Origin of the sequence: Parasphingorhabdus cellanae (assembly GCF_017498565.1) — a bacterium.
Lineage (GTDB): Bacteria > Pseudomonadota > Alphaproteobacteria > Sphingomonadales > Sphingomonadaceae > Parasphingorhabdus > Parasphingorhabdus cellanae.
In genome coordinates this window covers 3,479,575-3,492,822 of sequence record NZ_CP071794.1, presented here as the reverse complement: position 1 = coordinate 3,492,822, position 13,248 = coordinate 3,479,575, and the positions used below count along the sequence as shown (strand labels likewise).

12 protein-coding genes are annotated in these 13,248 nt (G+C 51.8%); 6 read left to right on the top strand and 6 right to left on the bottom strand.

All coding sequences use genetic code 11. From position 1 onward, the window contains the following. Positions 1–5 precede the first annotated feature (5 nt). Together argE and J4G78_RS16805 are read right to left on the bottom strand one after the other, a co-directional pair. Positions 6–1,220, bottom strand: a complete 1,215-nt coding sequence (gene argE, locus J4G78_RS16810) for an acetylornithine deacetylase (protein ID WP_207987650.1) — start codon at positions 1,218–1,220, stop codon at positions 6–8. A 2-nt stretch (positions 1,221–1,222) separates the two neighbouring features. Continuing rightward, positions 1,223–2,893, bottom strand: a complete 1,671-nt coding sequence (locus tag J4G78_RS16805) for a thiamine pyrophosphate-dependent enzyme (RefSeq protein ID WP_207987649.1) — start codon at positions 2,891–2,893, stop codon at positions 1,223–1,225. Between the two features lie 253 nt (positions 2,894–3,146). On the opposite strand from J4G78_RS16805, the gene J4G78_RS16800 reads away from it, so the two are divergent. The 4 genes from J4G78_RS16800 (at position 3,147) to J4G78_RS16785 (ending at position 6,681) form a co-directional block, all read left to right on the top strand. Beyond that, positions 3,147–4,325, top strand: coding sequence for an amino acid aminotransferase (locus J4G78_RS16800; protein ID WP_207987648.1), 1,179 nt, complete (start codon positions 3,147–3,149; stop codon positions 4,323–4,325). 129 nt (positions 4,326–4,454) lie between these two features. Next, positions 4,455–4,868 carry a hypothetical protein gene (locus J4G78_RS16795; protein ID WP_207987647.1) on the top strand — a complete coding sequence of 138 codons (414 nt, stop codon included), beginning with the start codon at positions 4,455–4,457 and terminating at the stop codon, positions 4,866–4,868. Between the two features lie 149 nt (positions 4,869–5,017). Beyond that, positions 5,018–5,851 carry a DJ-1/PfpI family protein gene (locus J4G78_RS16790; protein ID WP_207987646.1) on the top strand — a complete coding sequence of 278 codons (834 nt, stop codon included), beginning with the start codon at positions 5,018–5,020 and terminating at the stop codon, positions 5,849–5,851. Between the two features lie 113 nt (positions 5,852–5,964). After that, positions 5,965–6,681, top strand: coding sequence for a DJ-1/PfpI family protein (locus J4G78_RS16785; RefSeq protein WP_207987645.1), 717 nt, complete (start codon positions 5,965–5,967; stop codon positions 6,679–6,681). A gap of 169 nt (positions 6,682–6,850) precedes the next feature. On the opposite strand, the gene J4G78_RS16780 is transcribed toward J4G78_RS16785, so the two are convergent. Both J4G78_RS16780 and J4G78_RS16775 read right to left on the bottom strand, forming a co-directional pair. Further along, a complete protein-coding gene (locus tag J4G78_RS16780; RefSeq protein ID WP_243457138.1) occupies positions 6,851–7,243 on the bottom strand; it encodes a hypothetical protein in 393 nt (130 codons plus the stop codon). Positions 7,244–7,369: 126 nt separating this feature from the next. Further along, complete coding sequence (locus J4G78_RS16775) at positions 7,370–8,893, bottom strand: acyl-CoA carboxylase subunit beta (protein ID WP_207987644.1); 1,524 nt, start codon at positions 8,891–8,893, stop codon at positions 7,370–7,372. 451 nt (positions 8,894–9,344) lie between these two features. Here J4G78_RS16775 and J4G78_RS16770 point away from each other — a divergent pair, with 451 nt between their 5' ends. Together J4G78_RS16770 and J4G78_RS16765 are read left to right on the top strand one after the other, a co-directional pair. Continuing rightward, entirely contained in the window at positions 9,345–10,583 is a 1,239-nt protein-coding gene (locus J4G78_RS16770; RefSeq protein ID WP_207987643.1) for a hypothetical protein, read from the top strand. 91 nt (positions 10,584–10,674) lie between these two features. Continuing rightward, complete coding sequence (locus J4G78_RS16765) at positions 10,675–11,295, top strand: NUDIX hydrolase (protein ID WP_207987642.1); 621 nt, start codon at positions 10,675–10,677, stop codon at positions 11,293–11,295. Positions 11,296–11,301: 6 nt separating this feature from the next. Here J4G78_RS16765 and J4G78_RS16760 read toward each other — a convergent pair whose 3' ends face one another. Both J4G78_RS16760 and J4G78_RS16755 read right to left on the bottom strand, forming a co-directional pair. Then, on the bottom strand, positions 11,302–12,405 hold the full coding sequence (locus J4G78_RS16760) for an isoaspartyl peptidase/L-asparaginase family protein (protein ID WP_207987641.1): 1,104 nt from the start codon (positions 12,403–12,405) through the stop codon (positions 11,302–11,304). Between the two features lie 80 nt (positions 12,406–12,485). After that, positions 12,486–13,151, bottom strand: a complete 666-nt coding sequence (locus J4G78_RS16755; protein WP_207987640.1) for an SDR family oxidoreductase — start codon at positions 13,149–13,151, stop codon at positions 12,486–12,488. Positions 13,152–13,248: the final 97 nt, after the last annotated feature.

The following is a 13,248-nucleotide window of genomic DNA, read 5'->3' as shown; positions in this document are numbered from 1 at the left end:
CAGGGTCAGCCCGTAAAGGGCTCCTGAGCCAATCGATCCATAAATTTTTCGCATTGTGCCAATTGGCTCAACGCTACAAATTCGTTGGGCTTGTGTGCTTGCGAAATGGAGCCTGGGCCACAAATTACGCAGGGCACACCCGCATTTTGAAAAAGCCCGCCTTCAGTACCAAAAGTGACTAAACCTGGAGGGCTATTGGAACGATTTAACCGTTGAACATAACGCGTCAAAGGAGCGTCATCAGCAATAACAAATCCGGGAACATGGCCCTTTTTTGTGATCTCAATATTCGCTTCGGGCGCCACTTTACGCATTTCAGGGATCAATTTCGTTTCGCAATATTCGCGCACTTCTGCAACCAGCTCTTCGGGATCAGTCCACGGAAGTGCCCTGATATCAAAACGAAAACTGGCATGGCCGGGAATAATATTGCTGGCATGGCCACCATTGATCACACCGGTTTGTAATGTCGTATAGGGAACTTCAAAACCTTCGTTGCGCCTTTCATTATTTCTCAAACGCTCTCGAATTTCCGCGATTTTGAGAATGATCCGAGCAGAATATTCTACTGAATTCACACCCTGAGGCTCTAGCGAACTGTGAATTTCACGGCCCGTTACGTTACACGTATAAACGGAGCCACTTTTATGGCCCACAACCGTCTTCATGCTCGTTGGCTCGCCAATGATGCAACCTGTCGGTTTTATCTTCCGCTTACCGAGTTCCTCAATCAAGTGGCGTACCCCCAAGCACCCAACCTCTTCATCAAAAGAGAATGCCAAATGTATCGGTGCGCCCTGAGATGCAGCCTGTTTCAATGCATCAATTTTAGACAGAGCAACAGCTATAAAGCCCTTCATATCGCAGGTACCACGGCCGTATAATAGGCCATCGTCCTTTTCAGTCATGTCGAATGGGTCTGTATCCCACTCCTGATCATCAACGGGGACAACATCGGTATGTCCCGATAATACGATACCGCCCTCACCACTACCTATGGTGGCAAAAAGGTTAGCTTTACCTTCATGCTCACCTTTGGTTGTGTGGCTTTCGATACCTGCGTCTTGTAAGTATTCCTGAACCCAGTTGATAAGATCAATATTGCTGTCTCTGCTAACAGTTTGAAACGCAATCAGACGCTTTAGAATATCTAGCGTTTTCTGCGCGGGTCGCCCTTGACTTTTTCCTTGCTTGGATTGGTTATCAGATGCAGCAATCATGCTTACCTTACTTTCCGGCCGTGCACATGCTTCCAAGGCGAAGCCGAATTATCTATGTCATAAGGCACTTCGATCAAGGCTGGCTTACCGGCAGCTTTTGCTTCGCGGATAGCTTCACGCAATTCCTCCGGATTGTGCGCGCGCAATCCCGTCGCTCCAAAATTTTTCGCCAATTCGACAAAATCAGGATTGTGCAGATGCGATGCAATAAGGCGGCCACCATAGGCGCCTTTTTGAATATTACGAACATTCCCAAAATTACCGTCTGCAAATACAATCGCTATCAGCGGTATTTCGTGCAGAACAGCTGTTGCCAACTCAGGCATCGTGAACATGAAACCTCCATCGCCGTTAATAGAGATAACCTGGCGAGTACCAGCACCCACCTGCGCGCCAATCGCTGTGGCATAGCCGTAACCAAGGGTACCTTGGTAGCTCGAACATACATAAGTACGCGGCTTCAATATAGGCATTCCAAACCGCGATACATAACCCACTTGGGTCATCTCGTCGACAAAGACATCGTCTGGTGTCATTTCGGCTCGTATAGCGTCAAGATAACCCATTTGCGGCTGCATTTCTTCAACAATCGCGTTGCGGAAATCGGCATTGACCGCTGCATATTCCGCTGTTCTGTCGGCATTGCTGATATTCGCGCTTTCAAGCTTCTCTACAAGAGCTGCCGTGCCGACGGCAGCATCAGCGCATATTGCCGCATCTGCTGGGACAACGCGCTGCATTTCAGCCTGGTCAAGGTCTATCCGTACCACCTTCAATTTACTATCGTGACCCCATTCGCGTAATTGTTGCAAACGTGTACCAATACCAATCACTAGGTCAGCATCTGCCCATCGTGGGATGGCAGCAGCAGCCGGAATGGCAAGATCATGTCCGTAAGGCAGCACACCCCGACCCATATGACGGCTTACTACCGGTGCCTGCAAAATTTCCGCAAGGCGCAAAATTTGGTCACTGGCTCCCTGCGCACCACTGCCAACCACGATCATCGGATTCTGGGCATCGCGGCAAAGTGCAACAGCTTTCTCAATCAAATCCTGATCCACAGCCGGACTAGTAAGATCTGGGAGATCTTTTGGATACGCGATCATTGCTTGCTGCGCCAAAATATCTGGTGGAATCTCTAATGCAACTGGGCGTGGACGACCAGTCAACAACTGACGGAAAGCCTCATCTACTAAGCCAGGAATCTCGCTAGCGTGAGCAGCGCGACCAGTCCATTTAGTAAGAGAACGCAAAATGCCTTCCTGATTGTCCACCTCATGTAACGCGCCATATTTGCGATCGATTAGAGCGCTATTGATGGTGCTAGTCAGGCAGAGAACGGGAGCATTGCAAGCATAAGCAGTCGACAGTGCCGCGCCAGCGTTTAATATACCAGGACCGGGAACAACAGCACATACGCCGGGCTTTCCTGTTGAAGTAGCATAACCAAAAGCCATATATGCCGCACCCTGCTCATGACGGGTGTGGATCAGGCGGACGTCGCCCTTGTTACGGTACAATCCATCAAACAGATGATCCAACTGAACCCCGGGCACGCCAAACATGGTATCAACACCCCACCGGTGGAGCCCCAATACCAAAGCATCACCGCCGCTCATTTTCTTGGCGCCCGATATTGGAACAGTTGAGTGGTCTTTAATATTGCTCATTATCTTTTTTGCTCCTTAGCAAAGGGGAGGTTTCGTTTTTGTATCAAATAATATGAGCGCCAGATGATTGAGAATTCGAGATATTTCTGATGTAGAAATCACAAAATGAAGGCATCATTCATCGAGGCGAACCTGATTTTTCGAGCATCTATCAGCATAATTCTGTTGCGTCAATCGTGATTTGATCTTACTATGCGAGACACTAAGCAACAAACTAGTTTGATTTCTCAATTATCGCTGAATGGAAAAATTTATGTTTTCAACACTAAAAGACCCGCCCGCAGATCCAATTTTGGGGTTGGCCAAATTGTTCGGAAGCGATCAAAGTCCAAACAAGGTAGATCTGGGTATCGGGGTCTATAAGGATGAAAACGGACACGCTGCAATTCTCCAAACGATCAAAGAAGCTGAGGAGGATCTGGTTAGAAATCAGCCTACAAAAGCCTATATATCGTCTGCAGGAAACTCACTATTCAATGATGAGATCCGAAAGCTTGTTCTAGGCAACTCTGGTCGTACCGACAGGGCTCGCACGGTCCAGACCCCAGGTGGTACGAGTGCAGTCAGGGCCGCAGCAAGTCTGCTGCAAAAGCTAAAGCCTGAAGGTCGGGTATTTATTCCAACGCCAACTTGGCCAAATCATAAAGCAATATTTCCAGCCGTGGGCTTGGAGCTAGTTACGTACCCATATTATGATGTGCCGTCTGGAAAATTGACCTTCGATGCAATGATGGCCAGCCTCGAAGGTTTAACAGCCGAAGACACTCTATTATTGCATGGATGTTGTCATAATCCGACTGGCGCTGATCTCAACGAAAATCAATGGCAAGCGGTATCCGAGCTACTTGAAAAAACAGGTGCGACGCCTTTGATTGATTTTGCATATCAAGGCTTTGGCAAGGGTCTCGACGAGGACGCGACACCGCTGCGTAACCTTGTCGATAATTTACCGGAAACGCTCATCGCCTCGTCATGCTCAAAAAACTTCGCTGTCTATCGTGAAAGAGTTGGGGCTATCACTATTGTCGGCGAGAACAGTGCGGCCGCTGAAAAAGCAAAAGGCCATCTAATGCCTCTAATCCGCAGCAACTATTCTATGCCACCCGATCACGGAGCTGCGGTAATCGCCAGCATATTATCTGACACAGGAAAAGCAGCGCAATGGCGCTTCGAACTTGAGGAAATGCGTGTGCGTGTCTCATCGATGCGGCAGAAGCTGGTAGACTATATGACCGCCGCAGGAGCAGATAAATTTTCCTATTTGAAAGATCACCAAGGCATGTTTGCAATGCTAGGACTCACTCCCTCCGAGGTGAAAGAAATTCGAGAAGGGCATCATGTGCATATTACGACATCTGGCCGTATTAATGTAGCAGGATTGACAGAAAGCAATGTCAAGTATGTTGCCGAAGCTATCGCTGCTGTTCTTTAGCCTACATAGAGCATCTGGGGCTGAAACTATCGGGTGCTAGGATCAGCTCCATGTTATAATGAAACGCGGATATGTTTAGATAAGTGCCCAATGATTATTTTGGATCTTTGTAAATCATGAGATATGTTTGTGACTAGGTTCCGTCTCTTTTTAGATCAGCAGGCTTGGCTTTTTGCCTTAGCTATCATGTTGTTCACTATAGCTAAGGTGGCAGTACCTCCAGGCTATATGGTTGAAGCAAAAGGCACAGCGCTGGTTGTCAGTCTCTGCAACGGCACAAAGAACGCAACACAATTAATTAGAATACCGGACGAGCAAGACAATCAATCACGCTCGGAAAATGACGGTAGCCATGGCGAAGGAAAGCAAAAGCTCTGTTCATTCGGGCTGCTTACTTCACCGTCAATCACAAGCGACACAGCAGGTCCAGTTCGTTCAAAATCAGCCGCTCAGGATTTCGTATATAGATTATCGCCGGTCATATCTGATGAGATAAGTGAACCTAAATATATCCGCCCGCATGCGCATGCGCCTCCGGTTTAAATCCTAAACATTCTATGCTGGCAAGCCCGGCAGGTCGTCAAAAGCAGATAGATCTCCGAGCCAGTTATTTGGGATCGGTTCATCTGTTTATGTGACCGGGCACTGAAGTGGAACCATCGTTCCACATTTGATTTATCAAGGAATTTATTATGACAAACGAAATTGATCGCAGGCAGGTTATGAGTTTAAGCGCCATGCTTGCCGCAGGTGCAGCCTTGCCGGCACAAGCGGCGACAACTGAAATGAAGGAAACGAAAGAGGAGCATATGCGGAAAATGCGAGCTATTCCAAAGGATGCTCCGAAAGTTTCTATGCTTGTTTACCCCAAAATGGTCGCTTTGGATCTAATTGGACCCATGACTGTATTCAACATATTGCGCTGCAATATTGAATTGGTGTGGAAAGATACAAAGCCTGTCACAACAGACTTACGAATTCCAATGGCTCCTACGCATAGTTTTGCTGATGCAAACCGCGATCCGGATGTTCTTTTTGTGCCCGGCGGTATCATTGGGACCACCGCCTGTATGGAAGATCCTGAAGTGTGTGATTTTGTTGCCGACCTTGGGTCTCGCGCTGATTGGGTGACAAGTGTCTGCACCGGTAGCCTGGTGTTGGGTGCAGCAGGATTGCTGGATGGATATGATGCAACATCCTATTGGGCAGTTGCAGAGTTGTTGCCATTATTTGGCGCGCGTCATGTAAACCAACGCATCGTGCAGGACCGCAACCGGTTTACTGGCGGCGGCGTGACTGCGGGAATAGACTTTGGTCTGGCGCTAGCGGCAAAGCTAAAAGACGAAGAGGCAGCCAAACGTATTCAGCTTATTATCGAATATACACCCCAGCCGCCTTTCAAAAATGGTTCTCCGGAAGAAGCAGGACCTGAGCGAACAGCCTCTATGCGCAAAAGCCGCCAAGGCATGGATGCAGCTGCTCGGGTTGCGGCAGAAAATGCCGCTGCCCGTCTGAAACTTTCCTGATGAGTTATAATATAGACCGGCGGCATTTCATTGCCCTGAGCAGTTTACTCACCGCGGCCGCTACCCAGCCCCTATTTGCTGGAGTGCCGGTAAGAAAAAACGAGAGAGAAACTATGAGAAATGAAACGACCATTCCAGAGTCTGTGTCCAAGAAACGCTTTGTTGTTGGCATGGTCATATTTGATGATATGACTAATCTCGACCTGGTCGGCCCAATGGATGCTTTGGCTCGAATTCCAGCAGTTGACATAAAGCTTATTGCGCAGAGCTCAGAATTGATAACAACAGATTCTGGATGCCGTGTGGTGCCGGATGTCACATTTGTTGACGCACCTTCTCTTGATATGCTTTTCATCCCCGGCGGCCCAGGAATCAATAAGCTTCTATTGGATGAAAATACGCTGGGTTTTCTCAAAAAGGCTGGCACAAGCGCCGACTGGGTGACGTCTGTTTGTACGGGCGCGCTGGCTCTCGGGGCTGCAGGACTATTGAAAGGGTACAAAGCAACAACGCATTGGACCTGCCGGGACCTGCTCCCCATTGTTGGAGCTGAACCGGTTAATGAGCGCGTGGTAATAGATCGTAACCGGATAACCGGTGGCGGCGTTACAGCAGGGATCGATTTCGCGCTTTATCTTATTGCACATTTATGGGGCAAAGACCGTGCGCAGATGATTCAGCTGGGCCAGGAGTATAACCCCGCCCCTCCCTTTAACAGCGGTTCCCCTGATACCGCACCTGACAACATAGTCGAAAAGTTTTTGAAGGTATCGGAACGGAATACCAAAGCACGCAAAGAAGCATTGTTGAGCTTAAATCAAGTGGGCTAACCTGATTAGCCATCCACCATTGCAAAGGTCAAATTATCAGGCTCAACAGTGTTGAAATGCATTGGTCGACAGATAGAGCATAGCTAGCTGAGCCTCCTCCCAACCTCCAATTTTTCAGCTGGGGGTGTGTGGGGTCGGAGGTTCGAATCCTCTCGTCCCGACCAATTATTCAGCGGCGTTCATCAAACCATCGGCGCAAAAGCGCAGCCTGACAGCCTGTCCAACCGTTTGTTCCATTTACCGAGCAACTATTCGGCCGGCCTGCTCGGGCAGCGTCTTCGTGAGAGGCCACGGTTGAACTCCAGCTCTGTTCGCCGCTACTTTCCTCTTCCACTTTTCGTAAATCTTTGGGAATCCGGTAGCGCTCCGATTCCGGCCGCTTGGCGCACACGATGATTTCGTCGGCCTCCGCTTCTGGGCAGACGTCATCGCCGTAGGTTACCAGAACCGAAAACCGTTCCGGCGTGTCCACCGGTTTTGAAACTTCCGCGGCTGCGCCCGTCGCAAATAAAAGGCCTACTAACAGGATGAGATTGATTTTCGAAATAGGCACAAGGGACATAAAATTACCTTTCAGCCATTTGGCTTGTAGACGACCGTCCCCGTAACAGACTCCAAATGTGATAATATTATGGATGTTGCGGCAGGCTGAATGAGCTGGAGCTTTCTATCACGGCGGGCGATTGGGTCATCCCATCTCCAATTTGCGCCACGCCAGATCAGCAAATTCGCATAACAATGGCCGGGTTTCGCGCGGGTCGATAATATCTTCCACGCTAAATTGCTCCGCTGTACGGAAGGGGGAGGTCACCTGATTGAGTTTGGCCTTTATCTCTTCCAGCCGCGCGGCGGGATCTTCGGACGATTCGATATCCGCTTTATAGGCAACCTCCAGCCCGCCGGTGATGGGCAGAGACCCCCAGTCGCCGCTGGGCCAGGCGAAGCGGTATTGGAAATTTTCTGCGTTGGACATGGCGCTGCCCGCAATACCGTAAGCACGGCGAACGATGACGCTGGCCCACGGTACGGTTGCCTTATACACCGCGTTCATCGCCTGCACACCATAGCGAATGGTGCCGGTCCGCTCCGCTTCTTCGCCGATCATAAACCCGGGATTGTCGACCAGATGCACCACGGGAAGCCGGAACTGGTCCGCGAGCTTGGCAAATCGCTCGACCTTTTCTGAAGACTTGGCTTCCCAACTGCCGCCCAGAAAACTGGGGTCATTCGCCAGCACCGCAACCGGATAGCCATCCAGCCGGGCAAAGGCGGTAATCGCTGCTCGCCCCCAACGTTTGCCCATTTCAAAAACCGAGCCTTTGTCAAAAACCGAATCCATGATCTTGCGCATGGAATAGACTTGTTTGTCGCCGCGCGGCACCGCAGAAAGCAGCGCCTGATCGCGACGGCCAGCCGGGTCTCCAGTGACAATACGGTCGGCGCGCTGATTAATATTGCTCGGCAAATAGGACAGGAATTTTCGCGCCGTGACGAAAGCCTCCGCTTCGCTGGCAACCTCTTCGTCCACGACGCCGTTGCGGGCATGGATCTCGCTGCCACCCAATTCTTCCTTCGTCAGACTGTCACCAATCGCAGCGGCCACCGCCGGGCCAGCGGCGAAAATCTGAGACAATTCGCGCACCATGATCGAATAGTGGCTAGCCACGGTTCGTGCAGCGCCCATGCCCGCGGTGGGCCCGAGTGCGAGAGCCACGACCGGCACGGTTTCCTGATTCTTGATAATATCTTCCCAGCCGGGAACCGCCGGGACATAGGTGAAGCCCATGTCTTCGAGCGACTTGACCGATCCGCCGCCGCCAGTGCCGTCAATCATCCGGATCATCGGAATGCCCAGCGTATGGGCCATTTTCTCGCATTGGGTAAACTTGCGGTGCAGCGCCGCATCCGCTGCGCCGCCGCGAACGGTAAAATCATCGGCGCTGGCGACGACCGGACGGCCTTCGATATTCGCGCGGCCAAAGATCAGGTTGCTGGGTGCAAAATCTTTAAACTCGCCATTCTCATCATAGGTCCCGCGTCCGGCAATCTTGCCGATCTCGCGAAAACTGTCTTCATCGACAATTCCGGCGATCCGGGCACGCGCATCAAGCTTGCCCCGCCCGTGCTGGCGCGAGACTTTTTCATCGCCGCCCATTTTTTCCGCCAGCCGCTGCCGCTCTCGCAGCTCTTCAATTTCCAGTTTCCATGTCATGTGTTGAATCGCCCTCTCGCCTGCTCATTTAGATTACACGAACGGCCCAATTTCTTTTCTGTGACTTTTGATCCAAGATCTTGAAAAATAGATAATTTTACTTGGATGATCACCCCGACAGTGTGACCTTTCACGGGCCGATCTTCATCGAAACAGGGAATGCACATATTCATCATTCCGCCTGCATAGCGCGGCGATGCGATGTAGGACAGAGGCTTTTGCAGCGGGATGCGGTGACGTATTTTGGCATTTGGAAACGGTGCTATCCTGTTTCGTCATGCTGAACTTGATTCAGCACCCAGAGCGGCAATTAGTGACCTGCAACCCTGGATCCTGAATCAAGTTCAGGATGACGAATTTTGTGAAACAACCGTTACAGCACGGGTTAAGAGCATTTACATCATCCGTATTGGTGATATAACTCACTAAAACAATCGACGGGAGAGAGGATATGCGGAAATTCCTGACAGCGGTGACGGGTTTATGCGCGCTGACGCTGGCCACGCCGGCAGCGGCTGAAGACGTGTCTAAAGCGACAGGACCCGAAATTCCAGTCTGGGAAATTTCTTTCGGGCCGGATGGTCTTGCCGGTCCGGGCGGTGATATTTTGCGCGCGGAAATCGAGAAGGCGCAATTTGTCGCACTGGGTGAGGACCACGGTTTTGCGGATGCCCCTGAGCTGGGCCGGGGTCTGGCAACCGAGATGAAGAAACACGGCCGTACCTATCATGCCGTCGAAATCGGTCCCTGGTCTAACAAGGCCGTGCAGCAGGCGCTGCGGACCGATGGCGTCACGGGTGTCGCCACTCTGGTCGCGGGCAAGCCCATTGCCCTGCCCTTCGTCAGCAACCGTGAAGATGCGCTGCTCGCCAATGATTTTGCCGAACCCGAAGGCGCTGTGGATCTATGGGGTATTGATCAGGAATTTATCGGCGCGCCGACGATCCTGTTAGAAGAATTAAAAGTCATGGCTCCCAATGCGGCTGCGCGTGAGGCCGCCAATAGCTTGCTGCAGAAAGACCTGACAGCTGTAGCCGCCGCTGATCAAGGGAGCCTGTTGATGCTATCGGCCCCGCCCGCAACATTTGCCGAGCTGCGCGCCAAATTTACTGGCTCCCCAGAGGCGCAAGATATAATTGACTCGCTGGCACGAAGCGCGGCCATTTATCAGCACAACAATGCCGGGCGCTATTTCGCCAATAATGCCGACCGCATCGCGCTGATACACGGCCTATTTTTACAGCAATATCATGAAGCAGAAGAACCTGCGCCGCGCGTGCTGCTGAAAATGGGTGCTTATCATCTCGGCCGCGGGACCACGCCGACCAAGATGTTCGATATCGGATCGCTGCTCCCCGGGCTGGCAGCCGCCAACAAGATGCAATCGCTGCACATCGCGTTCAGCGGTCTTGGCGGTGAGCAACTGACCATGCGGCCCTCGCCGGAAGGCTATACGCAAGTCAAAACGGTGGACGACAAGATCATTACACCTATTCTTGAGGCGGCACAGATAGACAGCGCCCGGATCGGCGATACCGGCCATTATCTCATCCCACTCGAACCCATCCGGCGCCGGTTGGAAAGCAAAGGAATCAATGACCTATCAACATTCGGGAAATTTGTGGTGCTGGGCTTTGACTATATCGTCACGACGAAGGCAGCGAAGGCGGCGACACCGATGGGGGAGTAGGTCTATCAACATGATAATAACTACTCTGAGATGGTTCATTCCTAAGCCAGTTCAATTTTGCTAAACAGTTTTCTTAAGAGGGAGCTATTAGATGGAAGATCAATGGTTACGCTGGGCAAAGAGACTGGAAGCTCTTTCCACCACTGGGCAGCATTTCACTAAAGATGCTTTTGACCATGAACGGTATAGTGAAATGCAGGGCATTGCCCGGTCGATGCTGAGCGCCCTCGGCAATGTACCTCTTTCGCGTATCGACAATCTGGTTTCCAGTTCGGCCAACGGGTATGTCACGCCCAAGGTCGATGTACGTGGCGCGATTATCCGAAAAGGCGAAATATTACTGGTTAAGGAAAAAGCGGATGGCTTATGGACGCTGCCCGGCGGCTTTGCCGATATTGGTTTATCTCCATCCGAAAATATCCTTAAAGAAATCGAGGAAGAAGCAGGGATAGTGGCAGAAGTCGTCGGACTATACAGCGTCCGGCACAAAGCCAAACAGGCTTACGAGCCAGATCTCAGGGATTTTTATAAGTTATTCTTTCTATGTCAGCAGGTAAATGACGATGTTCCGGCCGCAAGCGGGGAGACCAGCGCTGCCGGTTATTTTGATCAGGATAATTTGCCACCACTATCCGAAGGACGGGTGATCAAGTCTGACATAGACGCAGCCTTCGACTATGCAGAAAACCAACTATCGGTTCTGGTCGACTAGAGTTCTTTATTCCTCATCCCCGTAAATCGATACGCTCATAGCACCATCGCTGGTCGCACGGCCGCGGTACATGCCCGGGGTGTTGAAGCTATAGCCCGCCTGACCCCAAGGGGTGGCAAATATGATCCCGCCGGTGCCGCCAATCTCGCCAAGTTCGGCGATAACGTCATCAGCGATTTTCTGCACTTCCTCGGGCGGCAGCGCAAATTCGCTCGCGTGGATATAATATTCGGGCACACCGTCTTTATCCGTGGGAACAGTCGCTTGCACTTCATCCCGAACCGCAAGGAAACGCGTCCAGATACGGGTACAAATCTCATGCGCCACACCCAGTCGGATGAAATATTCACCGGCCCCGGTGGCTGATATGGCGCAGCTGCGGTTGCGCGCGTAGGTGCCCGCGCCAATCACTGGACTGTCGCCAATCCGGCCCCAGCGCTTGCCGGTCATGCCGCCGGTGCTGGTTCCCGCCGCCATATTACCTTTGCTGTCCATCGCAACAGCGCCGACGGTGCCGAATTTGTAATCGACATCCGCGGCGCTGACTTCCTTGGCATGCACATCCTCAATCTGTTTGAGCCGAAGCGGCGTGGCGTAATAATCGGGCGTTGCCTGTTCCAATCCCTGTTCGCGGCTGAACTGGTCGGCCCCTTTGCCGGACAGCATCACGTGCGGGCTATTGTCCTTAACCGCACGGGCCAGCAAGATCGGGTTTTTTGTGGCCGTGACGCCGGCCACAGCGCCAGCGGACAGGTCGCTGCCATCCATGATGCTGGCGTCGAGCTCGTTGGTTTTATCCCATGTATACACAGCGCCCTTGCCCGCGTTGAAATTGGGATCATTCTCCAGCAGGATGATCGTGGCCGTGATCGCCTCCATCGCACTGCCGCCCGCTTTCAGGATTTTGGAACCTTCAGCCAAGGCGGCGTTCAGAGCAGCGCGGATCTCCGCGTCCTTCTCCGGCGTGATCTTCTCACGTTCTAGCGTGCCCGCGCCGCCGTGAATGGCGATCGACCAGCTGTCATCTTCAAAAGGCTGCGCGCTGGCGCTGCTGCCAAATGCCAGTGCGGCAAACGTTAAAGCGGGTAGGATGGACGAGAATTTGAACATGAAGCAGCTCCTTTTCGCAAAGGTTTAGCATCAATCGTAACAGCCGCAACCATTGTCCTTTGCCCAAGCAGGATGAAGAATTACCAAGGGATTTCGCGGCCGCTATAATCATGGAAAGCCCCGGTCTGCGAATGATCCAGATTTTCGATCACCTGCCGCATACCGCTCACGCTTTCCTGCGGTGTCAAGTCGGCATTAGGACCGCCCATATCGGTCTGGACCCAGCCGGGATGCATCATGGTGAGCGTCAAGCCGTCATCTTTCCACTGGTTCGACAGGGATTTCCACGCCTGGTTCACGGCTGCCTTGCTGGTGCGGTAATACATCATGTCACCGCTTTCATTTTCCGCAATGCTGCCGACCTGACTGGAAATCACGACCATTTTCTTGCCATCCGACTTGGCGACATTGTCTTTCAGCGCATTGGCCAACTTGACCGGCGCCACGACATTGACGTTAAGCAGCTCCAGCCAGCCATCGCGATCAAACTCCTGCGGCCCGTATATGCCCGCGTTGTTGATGTAGAGATCAATCGGTTGATCGCCAATTTCGCTGGTAAAATTCGCAACACTGGCATCGTCCGCTGCGTCCAATTGCATCGTCTTCGCATTGGCAATCGCGTTCAGCTCTTCCGCCTTATTCGGTTCCCGCGCCGTGCCGATGACATCCCAGCCATTGTCAGCATATTGCTTGGCCATTTCCAGCCCGATACCGCGATTGGCGCCTGTGATTAATACGGTCCCCATGATGATTTCCTTTCCAATATCGTGATTATTTCAGATGAAGACGCAATCGCCCCTCGCACCCGCGGCATGAAACCGCTATATAGCCTATAACGAGCAA

Coding starts and splice junctions, on each gene's coding strand:
- J4G78_RS16760 (WP_207987641.1), bottom strand. CDS start 12,405: ATGTTCAAATTCTCGTCCATCCTACCCGCTTTAACGTTTGCCGCACTG.
- J4G78_RS16800 (WP_207987648.1), top strand. CDS start 3,147: ATGTTTTCAACACTAAAAGACCCGCCCGCAGATCCAATTTTGGGGTTG.
- J4G78_RS16780 (WP_243457138.1), bottom strand. CDS start 7,243: ATGTCCCTTGTGCCTATTTCGAAAATCAATCTCATCCTGTTAGTAGGC.
- J4G78_RS16805 (WP_207987649.1), bottom strand. CDS start 2,893: ATGAGCAATATTAAAGACCACTCAACTGTTCCAATATCGGGCGCCAAG.
- J4G78_RS16765 (WP_207987642.1), top strand. CDS start 10,675: ATGGAAGATCAATGGTTACGCTGGGCAAAGAGACTGGAAGCTCTTTCC.
- J4G78_RS16775 (WP_207987644.1), bottom strand. CDS start 8,893: ATGACATGGAAACTGGAAATTGAAGAGCTGCGAGAGCGGCAGCGGCTG.
- J4G78_RS16755 (WP_207987640.1), bottom strand. CDS start 13,151: ATGGGGACCGTATTAATCACAGGCGCCAATCGCGGTATCGGGCTGGAA.
- J4G78_RS16770 (WP_207987643.1), top strand. CDS start 9,345: ATGCGGAAATTCCTGACAGCGGTGACGGGTTTATGCGCGCTGACGCTG.
- argE (WP_207987650.1), bottom strand. CDS start 1,220: ATGATTGCTGCATCTGATAACCAATCCAAGCAAGGAAAAAGTCAAGGG.
- J4G78_RS16785 (WP_207987645.1), top strand. CDS start 5,965: ATGAGAAATGAAACGACCATTCCAGAGTCTGTGTCCAAGAAACGCTTT.
- J4G78_RS16790 (WP_207987646.1), top strand. CDS start 5,018: ATGACAAACGAAATTGATCGCAGGCAGGTTATGAGTTTAAGCGCCATG.